We start from the raw sequence: 20,854 nt of genomic DNA on the forward strand, positions 1-20,854 counted from the left end.
CTGCTTGAGGATCTGCGCGCGAATTCATGGAACCTGCGCCCCTGCTGCATGGTGGTCGCCTATCGCATCGCGCACTTCTGCTCGGTGTGGCGCAAAAAAAACGTGCTTAACAACCTGTGGGCGGCGCCGGTGCTGCTGCTCTACCGCTTCTTTACCGAATGTTTTTTCGGGTATGAAATTCAGGCCGCCGCCACCATTGGCCGCCGTTTCACCATTCACCACGGTTATGCCGTCGTTATCAACAAAAACGTGGTGGCCGGAGATGATTTCACCATTCGCCACGGCGTCACCATCGGCAACCGCGGCGCGGAAAGCCTCGCCTGCCCGGTTATCGGCAACGGCGTGGAGCTCGGGGCGAACGTGGTGATCATTGGCGATATCACCATCGGCAATAACGTCACGATAGGCGCGGGCAGCGTGGTGCTGGACAGCGTGCCGGACAATGCGCTGGTGGTCGGCGAAAAAGCGCGGGTGAAGGTAATTAAATGAACATATTACAATTTAATGTCCGCCTCGCAGAAGGCGGCGCGGCAGGCGTAGCGCTGGATCTTCATCAGCGCGCCCTGCAAAAAGGGATGCGTTCCCGTTTTATTTACGGCTACGGCAAGGGCGGTAAAAAAAGCGTCAGTCACGATAATTTCCCGGAAGTGGAAAAACATACGCCGCGACTGACCTCGATCGCCAATATCGCGCTGTTCCGCTTCGTAAACCAGGATCTCTTTGGCTCGCTCGACGGGCTTTACCGTCGGGTAACGCGCGCCGACGGGCCGGTGGTGCTGCACTTTCATGTATTGCACAGCTACTGGCTGAATCTCGATAAGGTGGTGGCGTTCTGCCAGAAGCTGAAAGCGCACAAGCGCGACGTCACTTTCGTCTGGACGCTGCACGATCACTGGAGCGTCACCGGCCGCTGCGCCTTTCTCGACGGCTGCGAAGGCTGGAAAAGCGGCTGCCAGAAATGCCCGACGCTGGACAACTATCCGCCGGTCAAAGTCGACCGCGCGCACAGCCTGGTCGATAACAAACGCCAGCGCTTTCGCGACATGCTGGCGCTCGGCTGCCATTTTATTTCGCCAAGCCAGCACGTGGCCGACGCCTTTAACAGCCTCTACGGGGCAGGGCGCTGCAAAATCATCAACAACGGCATCGACGTGGCGACGGAAGCCATTCTCGCCGAACTGCCGCTGATGCCGCCGGGCACGGGCGCGCCGAAAATCGCCGTTGTGGCTCACGATTTACGTTACGACGGTAAAACCAATCAGCGTCTGGTGCGCGATCTGGTGGCGCTCGGCGATAAAGTGGAAGTGCACACCTTCGGCAAATTCTCGCCGTTTGAAGGCGCCAATGTAGTCAACCACGGCTTTTTGACCGACAAACGTAAGCTGATGAACGAACTGAATCAGATGGACGCGCTGCTGTTTACGTCGCGCGTCGATAACTACCCGCTGATTCTGTGCGAAGCGCTTTCCATCGGCGTGCCGGTTATCGCCACCCACAGCGAGGCGGCGCAGGAAGTGCTGAATAAATCGGGCGGTAAAACGGTCGATGACAATGACGTGCTGCTGCTGGCGCAGCGCGGTAAAGCGCAGATCGCCGAAGCGGTTTTCGGCACCACGCTTGAAGCCTTCCGGGCGCGCAGTCGGGAAGCGTACAGCGGCCAACAGATGCTGGAGGAATATGTCTCGTTCTATCAGAGTCTGTAGCTATCTGCTGCTGCCGTTCATCTATCTGGTGGTGAACGTCAAACTGGCGCAGCTTGGCGAGAGTTTCCCGATTACGATTGTGACGTTTTTGCCGGTGCTGCTGCTGCTGTTCGTGGACAAGATTAACCTGAAGAAGCTGATGATCGCGCTGGGACTCGGCGCTGGTCTGACGATGTTCAACTACCTGTTCGGTAAATCGCTCGACGCCAGTAAATATGTCACGTCGACGATGCTGTTTCTGTATACGGTTATCATCATCGGGATGACCTGGAGCATTCGCTTCAAGACCATCTCGCCGCGTAACTACCGCAAAATTCTGCGGCTGTTTTACCTGGTGGTGGGCTTTATCGTTACGCTGGCGGCGCTGGAGATGGCGCAGATTATCCTCTCCGGCGGCAGTAGTCTGATGGAAACCATCTCGAAGTTTCTCATCTACAGCAACAGCTATGTACTCAATTTCATTAAGTTTGGCGGCAGGCGCACCACGGCGATGTATTTCGAGCCGGCGTTCTTCGCTCTGGCGTTAATCTCAATTTGGCTCAGCATCAAACAGTTTGGTATCAAAACCCCAAAAACCGATGGTATGATTCTTTTAGGGATAGTCTTATCGGGTTCGTTTTCGGGCGTGATGACATTTATCCTGTTTTATTTGCTGGAGTGGGCGTTTCAGTATCTTAATAAAAACGCGATTCGTAAAAAGTTGCCGCTGGCAATTGTTTCCCTGGCTGTGTTTATCGTAGGCGTAGTGTTCGCCTTCCCGTATATCGCGGAGCGTATCGGTGATTTAGGCACAGAGGGTTCGTCATCCTATTATCGCATCATCGGACCGCTGGTGATGGTGGGATATTCGCTGACGAATATCGATGGTGTAGTGCGTTTTGGTTCGCTTTACGAATATGTCGCATCATTCGGAATTTTTAACGGTGCGGACGTCGGAAAAACAATAGACAATGGGCTCTACCTGCTAATCATTTATTTTTCATGGTTCGCAGTGTTACTCACCGGCTGGTATATGTTCAGGGTCGGGAAAATGATGATTAACGCATTTGGTAATAATCAGAATTTTCGTGTACAGCTGTGGTTATTTACACCTGTATCCCTGTTTTTTACCGGTTCGATTTTTAGCCCGGAATATGCGTTCTTAATTGTTTGTCCGTTTATTCTGCGTAAAGCGTTAAACATTACAGATTCCTGATGAGGTAGGCCCGGATGCTTTTAAGTGTAATTACTGTCGCCTGGCGCAATTACGAAGGGGTGGTGAAGACCTGGCAGTCCCTGGCCCACCTGGCGCAGGCGCCTGAGATCGAGTTCGAATGGATTGTGGTGGACGGCGGCTCTAACGACGGTACCGCGCAGTTCCTGGAAGATCTCAACGGTCAGTACAACCTGCGTTTCGTCAGCGAAAAAGACCACGGCATTTACGATGCGATGAATAAAGGCATCGAAATGGCCAACGGCCGCTTTGCGATTTTTCTGAATTCCGGCGACATATTTCATCCAGGCGTAGCCGACGTGGCGCGCCAGCTGGCCGCTGCGCCGGAAAATGAAAATGCGATGTATATTGGCGATGCGCTGCTCGATTTCGGTGACGGCAATAAAATGCGCCGCAACGCGAAAAGCGGCTGGTATATTTACCACAGCCTGCCTGCCAGCCATCAGGCGATTTTCTTCCCGGTTTCCGGGCTTAAAAAGTACCCCTACGATCTGCAATATAAAGTCTCATCCGATTACGCGTTAACCGCCAAAATGTATAAATCCGGCTACGGCTTTAAAAAGCTGAAGGGGCTGGTGTCAGAATTCTCAATGGGCGGCGTGTCAACCTCGAATAATCTGGAATTATGTCAGGACGCTAAAAAAGTGCAACGCAACATATTGCGGGTTCCTGGAATATTAACAGAACTTTCTTATTTATTACGCATGCGTACGACCGGAAAAGCTAAGGCGCTGTATAACAAAGCATAAAGCCTGGCCATAAGGAAAGCATATGCAAGATTTAAGCGGATTCTCGGTGCCGAAAGGCTTCCGGGGCGGGCACCCTATTAAGGTTCAACTGTGGTGGGCGGTTCAGGCGACGCTGTTTGCCTGGTCTCCGCAAATATTATATCGCTGGCGCGCCTTCTTATTACGGTTATTTGGCGCGCGAATTGGCAAAGGCGTGGTGATTCGCCCTTCGGTGCAAATTACCTACCCGTGGAAATTAACCATCGGCGATTACGCCTGGGTCGGGGATGACGCGGTGCTCTATACGCTTGGGGATATCACCATCGGCGCGAACGCCGTGGTATCGCAGAAATGCTACCTGTGCACCGGCAGCCACGACTACATGAGCCCGCATTTTGATATTACCGCCGAGCCGATTGTGATTGGCGAAAAGGCCTGGCTTGCGACGGATGTGTTTGTCGCGCCTGGCGTGACCATCGGCGCAGGCACTGTGGTCGGCGCGCGCAGCAGCGTATTTAAGACGCTGCCGGCGAACAAGATTTGTCGTGGCAATCCGGCGCAGATCGTTCGCGACCGGGTGGAGGGGCAGTAACCCTCCGCGCCACATCGATTTCCCCTCTCAAGCCGAGAGGGTTTGGGAAAGGGGAGCAGGACACTGATCCCTGAATTAATAAACGGCCTGGTGAGCCAGGCAAAGTCCGATTTAAACAGAGGAAAAACAAATTATGAGTAAAGTTGCTCTCATTACCGGCGTAACCGGACAAGATGGCTCCTATCTGGCTGAGTTTCTGCTTGAGAAAGGTTATGAAGTCCACGGTATCAAACGCCGCGCGTCTTCCTTCAATACCGAGCGCGTTGACCATATCTACCAGGATCCGCACAGCACCAACCCGAAATTCCACCTGCACTATGGCGACCTGACCGATACCTCCAACCTGACCCGTATCCTGCAGGAAGTGCAGCCGGACGAAGTGTACAACCTGGGCGCGATGAGCCACGTAGCGGTCTCCTTCGAATCCCCGGAATATACCGCAGACGTAGATGCCATGGGCACCCTGCGCCTGCTGGAAGCTATCCGCTTCCTGGGTCTGGAAAAGAAAACCCGTTTCTATCAGGCATCCACCTCTGAGCTGTATGGCCTGGTGCAGGAAATCCCGCAGAAAGAAACCACCCCGTTCTACCCGCGTTCTCCGTATGCGGTCGCGAAACTGTACGCTTACTGGATCACCGTAAACTACCGTGAATCCTACGGCATGTACGCGTGCAACGGCATTCTGTTCAACCACGAATCCCCGCGCCGCGGCGAAACCTTCGTCACCCGCAAAATCACCCGCGCTATCGCCAACATCGCACAGGGTCTGGAATCTTGCCTGCACCTGGGCAACATGGACTCCCTGCGTGACTGGGGCCATGCCAAAGACTACGTGAAAATGCAGTGGATGATGCTGCAGCAGGAACAGCCGGAAGATTTCGTTATCGCGACCGGCGTGCAGTACTCCGTGCGTCAGTTCGTCGAAATGGCGGCCGCGCAGCTGGGTATCAAACTGCGCTTTGAAGGCAAAGGCGTGGAAGAGAAAGGCATCGTGGTTTCCGTGACCGGCCATGACGCACCGGGCGTGAAACCGGGCGACGTGATCGTTGAAGTTGACCCGCGTTACTTCCGTCCTGCTGAAGTGGAAACCCTGCTGGGCGACCCGACCAAAGCACACGAAAAACTGGGCTGGAAACCGGAAATCACTCTGCAGGAAATGGTCTCTGAAATGGTCGCGAAAGATCTCGAAGCCGCGAAGAAACACTCGCTGCTGAAATCTCACGGCTACGAGGTTGCCATCGCGCTGGAGTCCTGAGCATGAAAAAGCAACGTATTTTTGTGGCCGGCCACCGCGGGATGGTGGGGTCGGCCATCGTTCGCCAGCTTGAGCAGCGCGACGATGTCGAGCTGGTGCTCAAAGGGCGCGACGAGCTGAACCTGCTGGACAGCGCGGCAGTGAACGCGTTCTTCGCGGATGCCGCGCTGGATCAGGTTTACCTGGCGGCGGCGAAGGTGGGCGGCATTGTCGCCAACAACACCTACCCGGCGGACTTCATCTACGAAAATATGATGATTGAGAGCAACATCATTCACGCGGCGCATCTGCACAACGTGAACAAGCTGTTGTTCCTCGGATCATCATGCATCTATCCGAAACTGGCGAACCAGCCGATTGCGGAAAGCGAGCTGTTACAGGGCACGCTGGAGCCGACCAACGAGCCGTACGCTATCGCCAAAATCGCGGGTATCAAGCTGTGCGAATCCTACAACCGCCAGCATAACCGCGACTACCGCTCGGTGATGCCGACGAACCTGTACGGGCCGCACGACAACTTCCACCCGAGCAACTCGCACGTGATCCCGGCGCTGCTGCGCCGCTTCCATGAAGCGACCCAGGAAAACGCCGCGGACGTGGTGGTGTGGGGCAGCGGTACGCCGATGCGTGAATTCCTGCATGTGGATGACATGGCCGCCGCCAGCATTCACGTCATGGAGCTTGACCGCGAGGTGTGGCAGGAAAACACCGAGCCGATGCTGTCGCACATCAACGTGGGCACCGGGGTGGATTGCACTATCCGCGAGCTGGCGCAGACCATCGCCAAAGTGGTGGGCTACAAAGGCCGCGTGGTGTTTGACGCCTCTAAACCGGACGGTACGCCGCGCAAACTGCTCGACGTCACCCGTCTGCACTCACTGGGCTGGTATCACGAGATTTCACTGGAGGCGGGCCTTGCCAGCACTTACCAGTGGTTCCTTGAAAACCAGCATCGTTTCCGGGGGTAAGGATGTTTTTAAGTCAGGAAGATTTTGCCACCGTGGTGCGCTCCACGCCGCTTATCTCCATCGATCTGATTGTCGAGAACGAGCAGGGGGAGTTCCTGCTCGGTCATCGCACCAACCGTCCGGCGCAGGGCTTCTGGTTCGTGCCAGGCGGTCGGGTTCAGAAAGATGAGCCGCTGGCGCAGGCGTTTGAACGTCTGACGCAGGCGGAGCTTGGCAAACGCTTTTCGATGCCGGAGGGAGAGTTTTACGGCGTCTGGCAGCACTTCTATGACGACAACTTCTCCGGGACCGACTTCACCACCCATTACATCGTGCTGGGTTTCCGGCTGCGCGTAAAAGCGGATGAGCTCAACCTGCCCAAAGAGCAGCACGAAGCGTACCGCTGGCAGTCGCCCTCCTCGATTGTGGCGAGTGAAGATGTGCACGACAACAGCCGCGCCTATTTCATGGCTGAACGTTTTGCCGGAGTGCCGGGCTTATGAAAATCCTGGTTTACGGCATCAACTACTCGCCGGAGCTGACCGGTATCGGTAAGTACACCGGCGAGATGGTGGAATGGATGGCCCGTCAGGGCCATGAGGTGCGGGTGATTACCGCACCGCCTTACTACCCGGCCTGGAAAGTGGGGGAGAACTACTCCTCCTGGCGCTGGCGCAAAGAGCAGGGCGCCGCCACGGTGTGGCGCTGCCCGCTTTATGTCCCGAAACAACCTTCTACGTTAAAACGCCTGATCCATCTTGGCAGCTTTGCGGCGAGCTCATTCTTCCCGCTGCTGGCCCAGCGTCGCTGGAAGCCGGATCGCATCATCGGCGTCGTGCCAACGCTGTTCTGCACGCCGGGCATGCGCCTGCTGGCGAAGCTCTCCGGCGCGAAGACGCTGTTGCACATTCAGGATTACGAAGTGGACGCCATGCTTGGCCTTGGCATGGCGGGCCGCGGCAAGGGGGGCAAAATCGCCCGTCTCGCCAGCCGCTTTGAGCGTAGCGGTCTGCATAACGTTGATAACGTCTCGACCATTTCGCGCTCAATGATGAACAAAGCCAAAGAAAAAGGGGTTCCCCCGGAGCGCGTGATCTTTTTCCCGAACTGGTCCGAAGTGGCGCGGTTCCGGGATGTGAAGACAGAGGACGTCCTGGCGCTGCGCAGCCAGCTTGGTCTGCCGGCGGATAAAAAAATCATCCTCTACTCCGGCAACATCGGGGAGAAACAGGGGCTGGAGAGCGCCATTGACGTGGCGGCGCGGTTTACCGACCAGCCGTGGATTTTCGCGATTGTCGGCCAGGGCGGCGGTAAAGCGCGCCTTGAGAAGATGGTCGCAGAGCGGGGGCTTACGAACGTGAAGTTCTTCCCGCTGCAACCTTATGAAGCGCTCCCGGCGCTTCTCAAGATGGCGGATTGCCATCTGGTGATTCAGAAGCGCGGCGCGGCCGACGCGGTACTGCCGTCGAAGCTCACCAATATCCTGGCGGTCGGCGGCAACGCGGTGATCACCGCCGAGCACGACACCGAGCTTGGACAGCTTTGTATCGAGGAGCCAGGCATCGCCGTCTGCGTAGAGCCAGAGTCGGTTGACGCGCTGGCGGAAGGGATCGTCAGCGCGCTTGCGCTTCCCAAAGACAACACGGTGGCACGTGAATATGCCGAACGCACGCTCGAAAAAGAGAACGTGTTAAGCCAATTTATCGCTGATATTCGGGGTTAAGCCATGAGTCAGTCAAAACTCTTTCCGGTAATTATGGCAGGCGGCTCCGGCAGCCGTCTGTGGCCGCTTTCCCGCGTGCTTTACCCAAAACAGTTCCTCTGTCTGAAAGGGGATCTGACAATGCTTCAGACCACCGTCTGCCGCTTAAACGGCGTGCAGTGCGAAAGCCCGGTGGTTATCTGTAACGAACAGCATCGCTTTATCGTCGCCGAGCAGCTGCGACAGCTCAACAAGCTGACCGAAAACATCATTCTGGAGCCAGCCGGACGTAATACCGCGCCGGCTATCGCGCTGGCGGCGCTGGCGGCAAAACGCAACAGCCCGGAAACCGATCCGCTGATGCTGGTGCTGGCGGCTGACCATGTCATTCAGGACGAAGACGCGTTTCGCAATGCCGTGCGCGCCGCGATGCCGTTCGCCGAGAGCGGCAAGCTGGTCACCTTCGGCATCGTGCCGAACCTGCCGGAAACCGGCTACGGCTACATCCGCCGTGGCGAAGTCTCTAATCCGGAAGTGGCGGTCGACGCCGTCGCCTTCAGCGTCGCGCAGTTTGTCGAAAAACCGGATCTGGAAACCGCGCAGTCCTACGTCAACAGCGGCGAATATTACTGGAATAGCGGCATGTTCCTGTTCCGCGCCGGTCGCTACCTGGAAGAGCTCGCCAAATACCGCCCGGATATCCTTGACGCCTGCGAAAAAGCCATGAGCACCGTTGACCCGGATCTCGATTTTATCCGCGTCGACGAAGAAGCCTTCCTGGCCTGCCCGGAAGAGTCCATCGACTACGCGGTGATGGAAAAAACCGCCGACGCGGTGGTGGTGCCGATGGACGCAGGCTGGAGCGATGTCGGCTCCTGGTCTTCGCTCTGGGAGATCTCCAACCATTCGCCGGAAGGCAACGTGCATCACGGCGACGTGATTTCGCATAACACCGAAAACAGCTACGTCTATGCCGAGTCCGGCCTTGTGACCACCGTCGGCGTGAAAGATCTCGTCGTGGTGCAGACCAAAGACGCGGTGCTGATCGCCGACCGTAATCACGTCCAGGACGTGAAAAAAGTGGTCGAGAAAATCAAAGCCGACGGCCGCCATGAGCATCACATCCACCGCGAGGTTTACCGTCCGTGGGGCAAATATGACTCCATTGATCAGGGCGAACGCTACCAGGTGAAACGCATCACCGTGAAGCCGGGCGAAGGGTTGTCGCTGCAGATGCACCATCACCGCGCCGAGCACTGGATTGTGGTGGCGGGCACTGCGAAGGTGACCATTAACGACGACGTGAAACTGGTAGGGGAGAACGAATCGGTCTACATCCCGCTGGGCGCCACGCACTGCCTGGAAAACCCCGGCAAGATCCCGCTCGACCTGATTGAAGTGCGCTCCGGCACCTATCTGGAAGAAGACGATGTGATCCGCTTCGCCGACCGTTACGGCCGGGTGTGAGGCGCAGGCATCCTGCGCATTTTCCGACAAAAAAGAGAACCCAAGAGATAAAAAATGGAAAAGTTAACCTGTTTCAAAGCCTACGACATTCGTGGGCGTCTGGGCGAAGAGTTAAATGAAGATATCGCGTGGCGCATCGGCCGCGCGTATGGCGAGTTCCTGAAGCCGAAAACCATCGTGCTGGGCGGCGATGTGCGTCTGACCAGCGAAGCGCTAAAGCTGGCGCTGGCGAAAGGGTTGCAGGACGCGGGCGTCGACGTGCTGGATATCGGCCTTTCCGGCACCGAAGAGATCTACTTCGCGACGTTCCATCTGGGCGTGGACGGCGGCATCGAAGTGACCGCAAGCCACAACCCGATGGATTACAACGGCATGAAGCTGGTCCGCGAAGGCGCGCGCCCGATTAGCGGCGATACCGGCCTGCGCGACGTGCAGCGTCTTGCCGAAGCGAACGACTTCCCGCCGGTGAATGAAGCCGCCCGCGGCAGCTACAAAAAAATCGACCTGCGCGACGCGTATATCGACCATCTGCTGGGCTACATCGACGTGAAAAACCTCACGCCGCTGAAGCTTGTCATTAACTCCGGCAACGGCGCCGCGGGCCCGGTGGTGGACGCCATCGAAGCGCGCTTTAAGGCGCTGAATGTGCCGGTACAGTTCATTAAGGTGCATAACAACCCGGACGGCAACTTCCCGAACGGTATTCCTAACCCGCTGCTGCCGGAGTGCCGCGACGATACCCGCAACGCGGTTATCGAACATGGCGCGGATATGGGCATCGCGTTTGACGGCGATTTCGACCGCTGCTTCCTGTTCGACGAAACCGGGCAGTTTATCGAGGGCTACTACATTGTCGGTCTGCTGGCCGAAGCGTTCCTCGAAAAACACCCCGGCGCGAAAATCATTCACGATCCGCGTCTGTCCTGGAACACCGTTGACGTGGTGCAGGGCGCGGGCGGCACGCCGGTGATGTCGAAAACCGGTCATGCGTTTATCAAAGAGCGTATGCGCCAGGAAGACGCCATTTATGGCGGCGAAATGAGCGCGCATCACTACTTCCGCGATTTCGCCTACTGCGACAGCGGCATGATCCCGTGGCTGCTGGTGACCGAGCTGCTGTGCCTGAAAGGCCAGTCTCTGGGCGAGCTGGTGCGCGACCGCATGGCGGCGTTCCCGGCGAGCGGCGAAATCAACAGCAAACTGGCGCAGCCGGCTGTCGCGATTAAGCGCGTTGAAGATCACTTCGCGCCGCAGGCGGACAGCATTGACCGCACCGACGGCATCAGCATGGAGTTTGGCGAGTGGCGCTTTAACCTGCGCTCGTCCAACACCGAGCCGGTGGTGCGCCTTAACGTGGAGTCGCGTGCGGATACGGAACTGATGCAGGCGAAAACCAAAGAAATCCTTGCGCTGCTGAATCAGTAAAACGGCGCGGCCGTCTGCGCGTCGCGGTGCGCCGCGACGCTTACGTCCCGCCTGCCGGGACCAGACAGTCGCTTAACTGCGCCTTACGGCGCCTGAAGGTACGACGATGACAAATCTAAAAAAGCGCGAACGAGCCAAAACGAATGCATCGTTAATCTCTCTGGTGCAACGATTCTCCGACATAACCATTATGTTCGTCGGACTGTGGGTGGTGTGCAGGATCAATGAGCTGCCGTTTTTCTACATGCATCTGCTGATGGCCCTGACCACCCTCGTTGTATTCCAGATGATTGGCGGGATCACCGATTTTTACCGCTCCTGGCGCGGCGTCAAAATCTCGACCGAACTGCTGCTGCTGTTGCAGAACTGGACCATGAGCCTGGTGTTCAGCGCCGGTCTGATGGCCTTTAACCCCGATTTCGACAGCCCGGTGCGCGTGTTCTTCGCCTGGTATCTGCTGACCGGGGTAGGGATGGTGATGTGCCGTTCGGCGATTCGCTTCGGCGCGGGCTGGCTGCGTAATCGCGGTTATAACACCCGTCGCGTGGCGATTGCGGGTGCGCAGCCGGTCGGTCTGCAACTCGCCGAGAGCTTTCGCAACGAGCCCTGGCTGGGGCTGGAAGTCGCAGGCATTTATCACGATCCGGAGCCGGGCGGCGTGCCGACGGGCTGGGCGGGTAACCTGGAACAACTGGTGGAAGACGCCCGCGCGGGCAAAATTCATAACGTCTATATCGCGATGTCCATGAGCGAAGGGGCGCAGATGAAGAAACTCGTGCGCCAGCTTTCCGATACCACCTGCTCGGTGATGCTGATCCCCGATGTGTTTACGTTCAACATTCTGCACTCGCGCCTGGATGACGTGAACGGCGTGCCGGTGGTGCCGCTGTACGATACGCCGCTCTCGGGCATCAACCGCGTGCTCAAACGCCTGGAAGATATCGTTCTGGCTTCCATGATCCTGCTGCTGATTTCGCCGGTGTTGTGCTGTATCGCGGTGGCCGTGAAGCTCAGCTCGCCAGGCCCGATTATCTTCCGCCAGACGCGCTACGGCATGGACGGCAAGCCGATTATGGTGTGGAAATTCCGCTCCATGCGCGTGATGGAAAACGACAAAGTCGTGAAGCAGGCGACGCAGAACGATCCGCGCGTCACCAAAGTGGGCAACTTCCTGCGCCGCACGTCGCTTGATGAGCTGCCGCAGTTTATTAACGTGCTCACCGGCGAGATGTCGATTGTTGGCCCGCGTCCGCACGCGGTGGCGCATAACGAGCAATATCGCGCGCTGATTCAGGGCTACATGCTGCGCCATAAAGTGAAACCGGGCATTACCGGCTGGGCGCAGATCAACGGCTGGCGCGGCGAGACCGATACCCTGGAGAAGATGGAAAAACGCATCGAGTTCGATCTGGAGTACATCCGCGAATGGAGCGTGTGGCTCGATATCAAAATCGTCTTCCTGACCGTGTTCAAAGGCTTTGTTAACAAAGCGGCATATTAAGGGTAGTAGGTCATGAGCCTTCGCGACAAAACCATTAGCGGCGCCAAGTGGTCCGCCATTTCGACGGTGATTATCATCAGCCTGGGGCTGGTGCAGATGACCATCCTGGCGCGGCTGATGGATGGGCATCAGTTCGGTCTGCTGACCATTAGTCTGGTGATTATCGCGCTGGCCGATACGCTTTCCGATTTCGGGATTGCGAACTCGATTATCCAGCGCAAAACCATCAGCAACCTGGAGCTGACCACGCTCTACTGGCTGAACGTGGGCCTGGGGATTGTGGTCTGTGTGGTGGTCTTTCTGTTAAGCGATCTTATCGCGGGCGTGCTGCATAACCCGGATCTGGCGCCGCTTATCCGGACCCTGGCGTTCGCCTTCGTGGTGATCCCGCACGGCCAGCAGTTCCGCGCGCTGATGCAAAAAGAGCTGGAGTTCAACAAGATTGGCGCCATTGAGACTTTCTCGGTGCTGGCGGGCTTCACCTTTACGGTGATTTCCGCCCAGTACTGGCCGGTGGCGATGACCGCCATTCTTGGTTATCTGGTCAACACGGCGGTGCGCACCACGCTGTTCGGGTTCTTCGGGCGCAAGATTTACCGTCCGGGCCTGCATTTCTCGCTGGCGTCGGTCTCCTCTAACCTGAAGTTCGGCGCGTGGCTGACCGCCGACAGCCTGGTGAACTACGTCAATACCAACCTCTCGACGCTGGTGCTGGCGCGCATTCTCGGCGCGGCGGTCGCGGGCGGGTATAACCTCGCGTACAACGTGGCGGTCGTACCGCCAATGAAGCTTAACCCGATTATCACCCGCGTGCTGTTTCCGGCGTTCGCCAAAATCCAGGACGATATCGACAAGCTGCGCGTGAACTTCTACAAGCTGCTCTCGGTGGTCGGTATCATTAACTTCCCAGCGCTGCTCGGCCTGATGGTGGTGTCGAATAACTTCGTGCCGCTGGTGTTTGGTGAGAAGTGGGTGGGCATTGTGCCGATTCTGCAACTGCTGTGCGTCGTAGGTCTTCTGCGCTCTATCGGTAACCCGATTGGCTCGCTGTTGATGGCGAAAGCGCGCGTGGATATCAGCTTTAAATTCAACGTCTTTAAAACCTTCCTGTTTATTCCGGCGATTGTCGCGGGCGGGCATCTTGGCGGCGCGCTCGGCGTGACGCTCGGCTTCCTGCTGGTGCAGATAATCAATACCGTGCTGAGCTATTTCATCATGATTAAACCGGTGCTGGGCTCCAGCTACCGCGAGTATATCCAGAGCATTCTGCTGCCATTCTGGCTCTCGCTGCCTACGCTTGTGGTCAGCTACGCGCTTGGCGTGGCGCTGAAAGGACATCTGGCGCTCGCCCCGCTGCTGGCGGTGCAGATTGGCGCTGGCGTGCTGGCGTTCGTCGTGACGATAGTGCTTTCGCGCAATGCGCTGGTGGTAGAGCTGAAACGTCAGTTTTGCCGCAACGATAAAATGAAAATGCTGCTCCGTGCAGGCTGATCCCGTTAAAAATTATTGATGCGCAAGCCCCTGCTGCCAGCGTGCGGCGAACAGGGCGAGCGCATATTTCAGAGGTCAACATGAAGTTACTCATTCTTGGCAACCACACCTGCGGAAACCGTGGCGACAGCGCTATCCTGCGCGGATTAATCGATGCGATAGCGCTTCAGGATCCTGCCGCGGAAGTGGACGTGATGAGCCGCTACCCGGTGAGCTCCGCCTGGCTGCTGGACAGAGAGGTCATGCCTGATCCGCTCTACAAACAGATGAAGCAGTTTAATAACGCGGCGGGCGTGATGGGCCGCGTAAAGAAAGTGCTGCGCCGCCGCTATCAGCACCAGGTGCTGCTCGCCAAAGTGACCGGCAACGGGAAGCTGCGCAATATCTCTCTGCCGCAGGGCTTTACCGATTTCGTTGGGCTGCTTGGCGGTTATGACGCGATTATCCAGGTCGGCGGCTCGTTCTTCGTCGATCTCTACGGCACCCCGCAATTTGAACATGCGCTGTGCGCCTTTATGGCGAAAAAGCCGCTGTTTATGGTGGGCCACAGCGTCGGGCCGTTCCAGGAGCCGCAGTTTAACCAGCTCGCGAACTACGTGTTCGGCCACTGCGACGCGCTGATCCTGCGCGAAACCGTGAGTCTCGACCTGATGAAGAAAGGCCAGATCGACACTTCGAAAGTGGAACTGGGCGTCGATACCGCCTGGCTGGTTGAGCATCATAATGAAGATTTCGTCGCGAGCTACGCGGTGCAGCACTGGCTGGACGTGGCGGCGCGCGATAAGACCGTAGCGATTACGCTGCGCGAACTGGCGCCGTTCGACAAACGTCTCGGCACCACCCAGCAGGCCTACGAACAGGCTTTCGCGAATGTGGTGAACCGCATTATCGACGAAGGTTATCAGGTGCTGGCGCTCTCCACCTGCACCGGTATCGACAGTTACAACAAAGATGACCGTATGGTGGCGCTAAACCTGAGCAAGCTGGTGAAAGATCCGTCGCGCTTCCACGTGGTGATGGATGAACTGAACGACCTTGAGATGGGCAAAATTCTCGGCGCGTGCGAGCTGACCGTCGGCACCCGTCTGCACTCGGCGATTATCTCGATGAACTTCGGGACGCCAGCGATTGCCATTAACTACGAACACAAGTCCGCGGGCATCATGCAGCAGCTCGGCATGCCGGAGATGGCGATTGAGATCCGCCATCTGCTGGACGGCTCGTTGCAGTCGATGGTGGGCGATACGCTCGGCCAGCTGCCGGCGATTAATGAACGTCTCGCCACGGCGGTCGCCGCCGAGCGCGAGAAGGGCCATCAGATGGTGAAATCCGTGCTGATGCGCGCGGGAGGAGCCCGATGAAAGTCAGCTTCTTTCTGCTGAAATTCCCGGTCGCCTCGGAAACGTTCGTCCTGAACCAGATTGTCGGCTTTATCAACATGGGATATGAGGTGGAGATCGTCTCGCTGCAGAAGGGCGATCTGAAAAACACCCATGCCGCGTATACCGAGTACAACCTGGCGCAGAAAACCCGCTTTCTGCTGGAAGAGCCGGAAGGCAAAGCCGCCAAGCTGAAATATCGCGCCAGACATACCGCGCGAGGGCTGTTCAACGGCCGCACCTGGCGGGCGCTCAATATGGCCCGCTACGGCGATGAGGCGCGTAACCTGATTCTCTCGGCCATTTGCGGGCGCGTGCCCGGCACGCTGAAGGCCGATGTGTTTATCGCGCATTTCGGCCCGGCGGGCGTCACCGCCGCCAAGCTTCGCGAACTGGGCGTGCTGGACGGCAAAATCGCGACCGTGTTTCATGGCATCGATGTGTCGCACCGTGAAGTTCTCACGCGCTACACGCCGGAATATCAGCAACTGTTTCGCCGCGGCGATTTAATGCTGCCGATTAGCGAACTGTGGGCCGAACGTCTGAAGGCGATGGGCTGCCCGCAGGAGAAAATCGCGGTCTCCCGTATGGGCGTGGACATGGAGAAGTTCTCGCTGCGCCCGCTGAAGCAGCCGGGTACGCCGCTGGAGATTATCTCCGTGGCGCGCCTGACCGAGAAAAAGGGGCTGCATGTGGCGATCGAGGCCTGCCGCCTGCTGAAAGGCCGCGGCGTGGACTTTCGTTACAACATCCTGGGCACCGGGCCGTGGGAGCGCCGTCTGCGCACGCTGATTGAGCAATATGGTCTTGATGATTGCGTGTTTATGCCGGGCTTTAAACCGAGCCATGAAGTGAAAGCGATGCTCGACGAGGCGGATCTGTTCCTGCTGCCTTCCGTCACCGGCGTGGATGGCGATATGGAAGGCATTCCGGTCGCGCTGATGGAAGCGATGGCGGTGGGCATTCCGGTTATCTCTACGCAGCACAGCGGTATTCCGGAGCTGATCGACGCTGAAAAATCGGGCTGGCTGGTGCCGGAAAACGACGCGCATGCGCTGGCGGACAAGCTTCAGGCCTTTGCGCAAATCGACGAACAGACGCTGCGCCCGATGCTGTCCCGCGCCCGTGAAAAAGTGGAAACCGAGTTTAACCAGCAGCGCATCTACCGCGAACTCGCGGGCCTGCTGCAAACCCTGTAACCCGAGGTTTTATGCGTAAAATCATGTCGTCCGGGCGTCTTTCCCGCCGGACTTTCGTGCAGGCCGGCGCCGCTGCGGCGCTGATGCCGCTGCTGCACAGCCGCGCCGCCCATGCCGTTACGGGCGGCAAAACCGTGAATGTCGCTGATTTCTACAAGGACAACTGGCCCCAGGCATTTAAGCTTGCCTTCAGTGAGGCGCAGACCGTGGAAGTGCCCGCCAGTCTCACCTGCGACAATATCAACAGCCCGGTGTTTATGCCGGCCGGGAAAACCCTGCGGGTGCTCGGCGCGCTCAAAGGCAACGGCAAAGGACGTTTTATTCTCCAGGACGGCTGCCAGATCCTGGGCGAGAAAAAAGGGCGCCTGCATAACATCATTCTCGACGTGCGCGGCTCGCAGGTGGCGATTAAAGGCATCGAGATGAGCGGCTTCGGCCCGGTGATGCAGATTTACATCGGCGGCAAAAAGCCGCAGAAGATGCAGGATCTCGTGATTGACGATATCTACATCCACGACGCCAATTACGGCATTCTGCGCCAGGGATTTCATAACGAACTGCGCAATGTGCGTATCACTCATGGACGCTTTGAACGGCTCCAGGGCGACGCCATCGAATGGAACGTCGCGATCAACGATTCGGAGCTTCTTATCTCCGATCACGTTCTTGACCAGATCAACTGCACCAACGGCAAAATCAACTGGGGCATCGGCATCGGCCTTGCGGGCAGCACTTACGATAATACCTATCCGGAAAGCCAGGCGGTGAAGAACTTCGTGGTGGCGAACATCACCGGCAGCAACTGCCGCCAGTTGGTGCATGTGGAGAACGGCAAACATTTCGTCATCCGCAATGTAAAAGCGAAAAACATCACGCCGGACTTCAGTAAAACCGCGGGCATCGATAACGCGACGGTCGCGATTTACGGCTGCGATAACTTCCTCATTGATGACGTTAATATGGTGAACAGCGCCGGGATGCTGATCGGCTACGGGGTGATTAAAGGCAATTACCTGTCGATTCCGCAGAACTTCAAGCTGAACAATATCTGCATGGATAACCGCACCCTGCCTTATAAGCTGCGCGGGATCCAGATCTCCTCCGGGAATGCCACCTCGTTTGTCGCTATCACGAACGTGGATATGAAGCGCGCGACGCTTGAGCTGCATAACAAGCCGCAGCACCTGTTTGTGCGTAATGTCAAAGTGATGCAGGAGTCGTCCGTTGGCCCGGCGCTGAAGATGCGCTTTGATCTGCGCAAAGATGTGCGCGGCCGCTTTATGGCTAAAGACGATACGCTGCTGTCGCTTGCGAACATCCAGGCCGTGAACGAGAAAGGACAGAGTTCAGTCGATATCGACCGGGTGGATCATCAGCACGTGAATACGGAAATGCTGAATTTTGCGCTGCCGACGCGGATCACAAAATGATTGCCCGGACTTTACGAATTATCCTGGCGATTAACGGTATGAATTCATAGAAGGTATAACCACTTTCCCTGAGAGTCGCGGGGCTGTGGCGCTTACGCCATGGATAAATTCATACTGGCTTATGTCCGGTAAACGACTATAATTCATCAACCTTTTGAGGTGGGAGAGAAAATGATTAATTTAAAAGCAGTCATCCCGGTAGCCGGGCTCGGCATGCATATGCTGCCAGCCACGAAGGCTATTCCGAAGGAAATGCTACCTATCGTCGATAAGCCAATGATTCAGTACATTGTCGACGAAATCGTAGCGGCGGGAATCAAGGAAATTGTGCTGGTTACCCACTCCTCCAAGAACGCGGTTGAGAACCACTTCGACACCTCTTACGAACTCGAAGCGCTGCTTGAACAGCGTGTGAAGCGCCAGCTGCTTGCAGAAGTGCAGTCTATCTGCCCGCCGGGCGTGACCATCATGAACGTGCGTCAGGCGCAGCCGCTGGGCCTTGGCCACTCCATTCTGTGCGCCCGCCCGATTATTGGCGATAACCCGTTTGTGGTCGTACTGCCGGATGTTATTATTGACGCCGCTTCTGCTGACCCGCTGCGTTATAACCTGGCCGCTATGATTGCGCGCTTCCAGGAAAATGGCCGCAGCCAGGTACTGGCCAAGCGTATGGCAGGCGATCTCTCTGAATACTCCGTGATAACTACCCAGGATGCGCTGGATACCGAAGGTAAAATCAGCCGTATCGTCGACTTCATCGAGAAGCCAGACCAGCCGCAGACGCTGAATTCTGATCTGATGGCCGTCGGGCGTTATGTGCTGTCCGCGGATGTCTGGGAAGAACTCGCGAAAACCGAGCCGGGCGCCTGGGGACGTATCCAGTTGACTGACGCCATCGCGCGCCTTAACGAGAATCAGCCTGTTGAAGCGATGCTGATGACCGGCGAAAGCTACGATTGCGGCAAAAAAATGGGTTACATGAAGGCGTTCGTTAACTACGGCCTGCGTAACCTGAAAGAAGGGCAGAAGTTCCGCGAGAGCATCAAGAAACTGCTGGCGTAAGCCAGCCGCTTTGCGCAGAACGCTATACAGGCAGGATAGCCTTTGATAAAACGGCAGTTGAGCATTCGGGTTGATAAGCATTTATACTCGACGGACTCGCTGCCGTTTTGTTTTTTTGTGGCTGAAAGGCCATGACGGGTAAGTAACATCGCGGTAGCGCCCTGGTCAGATACGCAGGTAAATAAGCTCATCGCCCGATCCACAGATTGCTGTATAACTCAGTACACTGGTAGCTGTTGAGCCAGGGGCGGTAGCATTGTTTTTTGATTAATTCCAATTAATAACGCTAGAAAAACAAATGATTGCTAAGTTTATACGGGAAATTTTCATTTTTCTTTTTGTTTCAGGCATCTCAAGATTATTACCCTTTCTACTAACACCAATTTTTACACACTATCTTGTTCCTGAAGAGATGGGGCGTTTAGAACTTATACTTTCTTTATATAACATTTTCATGGTATTTGGCATGTGTCAACTAGACACTGCTTTACAAAGGTATTTTTATCAAAGCAAAAGCATTCCTAAATCAACGTTCATTAGCGTCTTACGGTTTTCTTTTGGAACTTTAATCATATATTTAATATCCATTCCAGTGATGACTTCATTGTTATCATTAGGATCTTCAGCATATATTGAGCTAGGCTTATCTGGGTTCTGCGTGTTGTTTGCAAATTTATACATAGTCAATAGTTTAACTATACGATATGCTCGAACAATAAAATATGTGATTTTTATTAATATTTTGCAAACAAGTCTATTTGCAGGATTGGCCTGCTATACAGTGATTAAGTTAAATAGTGGTATAAAAGGTTACTTCTTTGCGTTATTAGTATCTTATATAGTATCTGTAGTGACATCCATAGTTATCCTCAAAAATGAATTTTCTGTTAAAAACACTCAGGCTGATTTTAAAAAACTTATAGAATTTTCACTACCGCAGTTACCAGGCAGAATCGCTAGCGTTATGGCGCAGTATGGTAATCGCTTTATTTTATATGCAATATTTACTCAATCAACTATTGGTTTATTCGCCCTCGCTAATAAAATATCAGCTCTAATGCTAGTCGGGGTTAGTGCATTTTGTATGGTGTGGTACCCGTTACTTTATAATGAAAATAATAATGCCGCCATCGAAAGTACAAGAAAAATATTTAGATTAGTGCTGATTTTGTTGCCTGTCGTAGATGTTGTGCTTTTCATTATAACCTGGTTGGTTTTTCGTTTCTTTATACCTCAGTCTTATGCCGAATCAGAACATCCTACTTATATAATGATTATTGCTATGTCACTTTTAGTCATAAAAGAAATGGTTGATGCCGGCATAAAGTTAAGTGAGAAAACAAAATACATATCATACATATATATCTGTAATACAGTCATTTTGTTTTTGCTTATTATATTCGGTGGTTCAATATGGGGGCTAACGGGTGTTGCTTTAGCCATATTTTTTTCAAACATATTACTCACCTATACCACATGGCTTGTTTCAGAGCGACTTAGCCCAATGGGTTTTGATATAAAGTATTGCCATTATTATATTCTTTTTTGCTTTGTAACTATTATGTCAACTTTTTGGTGGGTGAAGTAATACTATGGGCATTTATCAGAGCAATTATAACTTTTCTACTATTTTAAGATACTATCTTTTTTTATTTTTTTGTTTTGGCAGCTTCGTGTATTACTTGTTTTTTGTTTATAACAAGGGATTTACATATGAGCCTGTAGACGGATGGCTTTACCCGGTAAACATACATGATCAC

18 protein-coding genes are annotated in these 20,854 nt (G+C 55.2%); all 18 read left to right on the forward strand.

From position 1 onward, the window contains the following. The 18 genes from wcaB (at nt 1) to AACV31_RS01600 (ending at nt 20,682) form a co-directional block, all read left to right on the forward strand. Nucleotides 1–489 carry a colanic acid biosynthesis acetyltransferase WcaB gene (gene wcaB / locus AACV31_RS01515; RefSeq protein ID WP_085958889.1) on the forward strand — a complete coding sequence of 163 codons (489 nt, stop codon included), beginning with the start codon at nt 1–3 and terminating at the stop codon, nt 487–489. After that, nucleotides 486–1,703: a colanic acid biosynthesis glycosyltransferase WcaC gene (gene wcaC / locus AACV31_RS01520; protein ID WP_105537727.1), complete on the forward strand. Its 1,218-nt coding sequence runs from the start codon at nt 486–488 to the stop codon at nt 1,701–1,703. The genes wcaB and wcaC overlap by 4 nt, the downstream gene beginning before the upstream one ends. Next, the gene (gene wcaD, locus AACV31_RS01525) at nt 1,678–2,898 is read left to right on the forward strand and encodes a colanic acid polymerase WcaD (RefSeq protein WP_007769024.1); all 1,221 of its coding nucleotides are present in this window, start codon (nt 1,678–1,680) and stop codon (nt 2,896–2,898) included. Before wcaC ends, wcaD begins: the two co-directional genes overlap by 26 nt. Before the next feature lie 14 nt (nt 2,899–2,912). After that, nucleotides 2,913–3,665 (forward strand): colanic acid biosynthesis glycosyltransferase WcaE, encoded by a 753-nt coding sequence (wcaE, locus tag AACV31_RS01530; protein WP_165154685.1) that lies wholly within the window; start codon nt 2,913–2,915, stop codon nt 3,663–3,665. A gap of 22 nt (nt 3,666–3,687) precedes the next feature. Next, complete coding sequence (gene wcaF, locus AACV31_RS01535) at nt 3,688–4,236, forward strand: colanic acid biosynthesis acetyltransferase WcaF (protein ID WP_007769029.1); 549 nt, start codon at nt 3,688–3,690, stop codon at nt 4,234–4,236. 133 nt (nt 4,237–4,369) lie between these two features. Then, on the forward strand, nt 4,370–5,491 hold the full coding sequence (gene gmd / locus AACV31_RS01540) for a GDP-mannose 4,6-dehydratase (RefSeq protein WP_015741790.1): 1,122 nt from the start codon (nt 4,370–4,372) through the stop codon (nt 5,489–5,491). Nucleotides 5,492–5,493: 2 nt separating this feature from the next. Next, nucleotides 5,494–6,459, forward strand: a complete 966-nt coding sequence (gene fcl, locus AACV31_RS01545) for a GDP-L-fucose synthase (protein ID WP_007769033.1) — start codon at nt 5,494–5,496, stop codon at nt 6,457–6,459. A gap of 2 nt (nt 6,460–6,461) precedes the next feature. Next, nucleotides 6,462–6,941: a GDP-mannose mannosyl hydrolase gene (locus AACV31_RS01550; RefSeq protein ID WP_007769046.1), complete on the forward strand. Its 480-nt coding sequence runs from the start codon at nt 6,462–6,464 to the stop codon at nt 6,939–6,941. After that, nucleotides 6,938–8,161: a colanic acid biosynthesis fucosyltransferase WcaI gene (gene wcaI, locus AACV31_RS01555; protein ID WP_165154683.1), complete on the forward strand. Its 1,224-nt coding sequence runs from the start codon at nt 6,938–6,940 to the stop codon at nt 8,159–8,161. The genes AACV31_RS01550 and wcaI overlap by 4 nt, the downstream gene beginning before the upstream one ends. Nucleotides 8,162–8,164: 3 nt before the next feature. Continuing rightward, entirely contained in the window at nt 8,165–9,607 is a 1,443-nt protein-coding gene (cpsB, locus tag AACV31_RS01560; protein WP_105537730.1) for a mannose-1-phosphate guanyltransferase, read from the forward strand. A 54-nt stretch (nt 9,608–9,661) separates the two neighbouring features. Then, entirely contained in the window at nt 9,662–11,032 is a 1,371-nt protein-coding gene (gene cpsG / locus AACV31_RS01565; RefSeq protein WP_105582365.1) for a colanic acid biosynthesis phosphomannomutase CpsG, read from the forward strand. A 106-nt stretch (nt 11,033–11,138) separates the two neighbouring features. Next, nucleotides 11,139–12,533: an undecaprenyl-phosphate glucose phosphotransferase gene (gene wcaJ / locus AACV31_RS01570; RefSeq protein WP_041923727.1), complete on the forward strand. Its 1,395-nt coding sequence runs from the start codon at nt 11,139–11,141 to the stop codon at nt 12,531–12,533. A 12-nt stretch (nt 12,534–12,545) separates the two neighbouring features. After that, nucleotides 12,546–14,024 carry an MOP flippase family protein gene (locus tag AACV31_RS01575; RefSeq protein WP_007769061.1) on the forward strand — a complete coding sequence of 493 codons (1,479 nt, stop codon included), beginning with the start codon at nt 12,546–12,548 and terminating at the stop codon, nt 14,022–14,024. Nucleotides 14,025–14,104: 80 nt separating this feature from the next. After that, complete coding sequence (wcaK, locus tag AACV31_RS01580; protein WP_146378865.1) at nt 14,105–15,385, forward strand: colanic acid biosynthesis pyruvyl transferase WcaK; 1,281 nt, start codon at nt 14,105–14,107, stop codon at nt 15,383–15,385. Further along, entirely contained in the window at nt 15,382–16,602 is a 1,221-nt protein-coding gene (wcaL, locus tag AACV31_RS01585; RefSeq protein WP_041923726.1) for a colanic acid biosynthesis glycosyltransferase WcaL, read from the forward strand. Before wcaK ends, wcaL begins: the two co-directional genes overlap by 4 nt. Nucleotides 16,603–16,613: 11 nt before the next feature. Further along, nucleotides 16,614–18,032, forward strand: coding sequence for a colanic acid biosynthesis protein WcaM (gene wcaM / locus AACV31_RS01590; protein ID WP_165154681.1), 1,419 nt, complete (start codon nt 16,614–16,616; stop codon nt 18,030–18,032). A gap of 171 nt (nt 18,033–18,203) precedes the next feature. Next, the gene (galF, locus tag AACV31_RS01595) at nt 18,204–19,094 is read left to right on the forward strand and encodes a UTP--glucose-1-phosphate uridylyltransferase GalF (RefSeq protein ID WP_007769092.1); all 891 of its coding nucleotides are present in this window, start codon (nt 18,204–18,206) and stop codon (nt 19,092–19,094) included. A gap of 298 nt (nt 19,095–19,392) precedes the next feature. Continuing rightward, entirely contained in the window at nt 19,393–20,682 is a 1,290-nt protein-coding gene (locus AACV31_RS01600; protein WP_165154679.1) for a lipopolysaccharide biosynthesis protein, read from the forward strand. The last annotated feature ends 172 nt before the right edge of the window (nt 20,683–20,854 follow it).

It is taken from the genome of Cronobacter sp. EKM101R (assembly GCF_963888145.1).
Lineage (GTDB): Bacteria > Pseudomonadota > Gammaproteobacteria > Enterobacterales > Enterobacteriaceae > Cronobacter > Cronobacter turicensis.

What these genes read in the sequence shown, in the direction of transcription:
- cpsG (WP_105582365.1), top strand. Translation starts at nt 9,662, where the DNA reads ATGGAAAAGTTAACCTGTTTCAAAGCCTACGACATTCGTGGGCGTCTG.
- galF (WP_007769092.1), top strand. Translation starts at nt 18,204, where the DNA reads ATGATTAATTTAAAAGCAGTCATCCCGGTAGCCGGGCTCGGCATGCAT.
- wcaK (WP_146378865.1), top strand. Translation starts at nt 14,105, where the DNA reads ATGAAGTTACTCATTCTTGGCAACCACACCTGCGGAAACCGTGGCGAC.
- cpsB (WP_105537730.1), top strand. Translation starts at nt 8,165, where the DNA reads ATGAGTCAGTCAAAACTCTTTCCGGTAATTATGGCAGGCGGCTCCGGC.
- wcaE (WP_165154685.1), top strand. Translation starts at nt 2,913, where the DNA reads ATGCTTTTAAGTGTAATTACTGTCGCCTGGCGCAATTACGAAGGGGTG.
- wcaD (WP_007769024.1), top strand. Translation starts at nt 1,678, where the DNA reads ATGTCTCGTTCTATCAGAGTCTGTAGCTATCTGCTGCTGCCGTTCATC.
- wcaI (WP_165154683.1), top strand. Translation starts at nt 6,938, where the DNA reads ATGAAAATCCTGGTTTACGGCATCAACTACTCGCCGGAGCTGACCGGT.
- gmd (WP_015741790.1), top strand. Translation starts at nt 4,370, where the DNA reads ATGAGTAAAGTTGCTCTCATTACCGGCGTAACCGGACAAGATGGCTCC.
- AACV31_RS01550 (WP_007769046.1), top strand. Translation starts at nt 6,462, where the DNA reads ATGTTTTTAAGTCAGGAAGATTTTGCCACCGTGGTGCGCTCCACGCCG.
- wcaM (WP_165154681.1), top strand. Translation starts at nt 16,614, where the DNA reads ATGCGTAAAATCATGTCGTCCGGGCGTCTTTCCCGCCGGACTTTCGTG.
- fcl (WP_007769033.1), top strand. Translation starts at nt 5,494, where the DNA reads ATGAAAAAGCAACGTATTTTTGTGGCCGGCCACCGCGGGATGGTGGGG.
- wcaC (WP_105537727.1), top strand. Translation starts at nt 486, where the DNA reads ATGAACATATTACAATTTAATGTCCGCCTCGCAGAAGGCGGCGCGGCA.
- wcaJ (WP_041923727.1), top strand. Translation starts at nt 11,139, where the DNA reads ATGACAAATCTAAAAAAGCGCGAACGAGCCAAAACGAATGCATCGTTA.
- wcaF (WP_007769029.1), top strand. Translation starts at nt 3,688, where the DNA reads ATGCAAGATTTAAGCGGATTCTCGGTGCCGAAAGGCTTCCGGGGCGGG.
- AACV31_RS01575 (WP_007769061.1), top strand. Translation starts at nt 12,546, where the DNA reads ATGAGCCTTCGCGACAAAACCATTAGCGGCGCCAAGTGGTCCGCCATT.
- wcaL (WP_041923726.1), top strand. Translation starts at nt 15,382, where the DNA reads ATGAAAGTCAGCTTCTTTCTGCTGAAATTCCCGGTCGCCTCGGAAACG.
- AACV31_RS01600 (WP_165154679.1), top strand. Translation starts at nt 19,393, where the DNA reads ATGATTGCTAAGTTTATACGGGAAATTTTCATTTTTCTTTTTGTTTCA.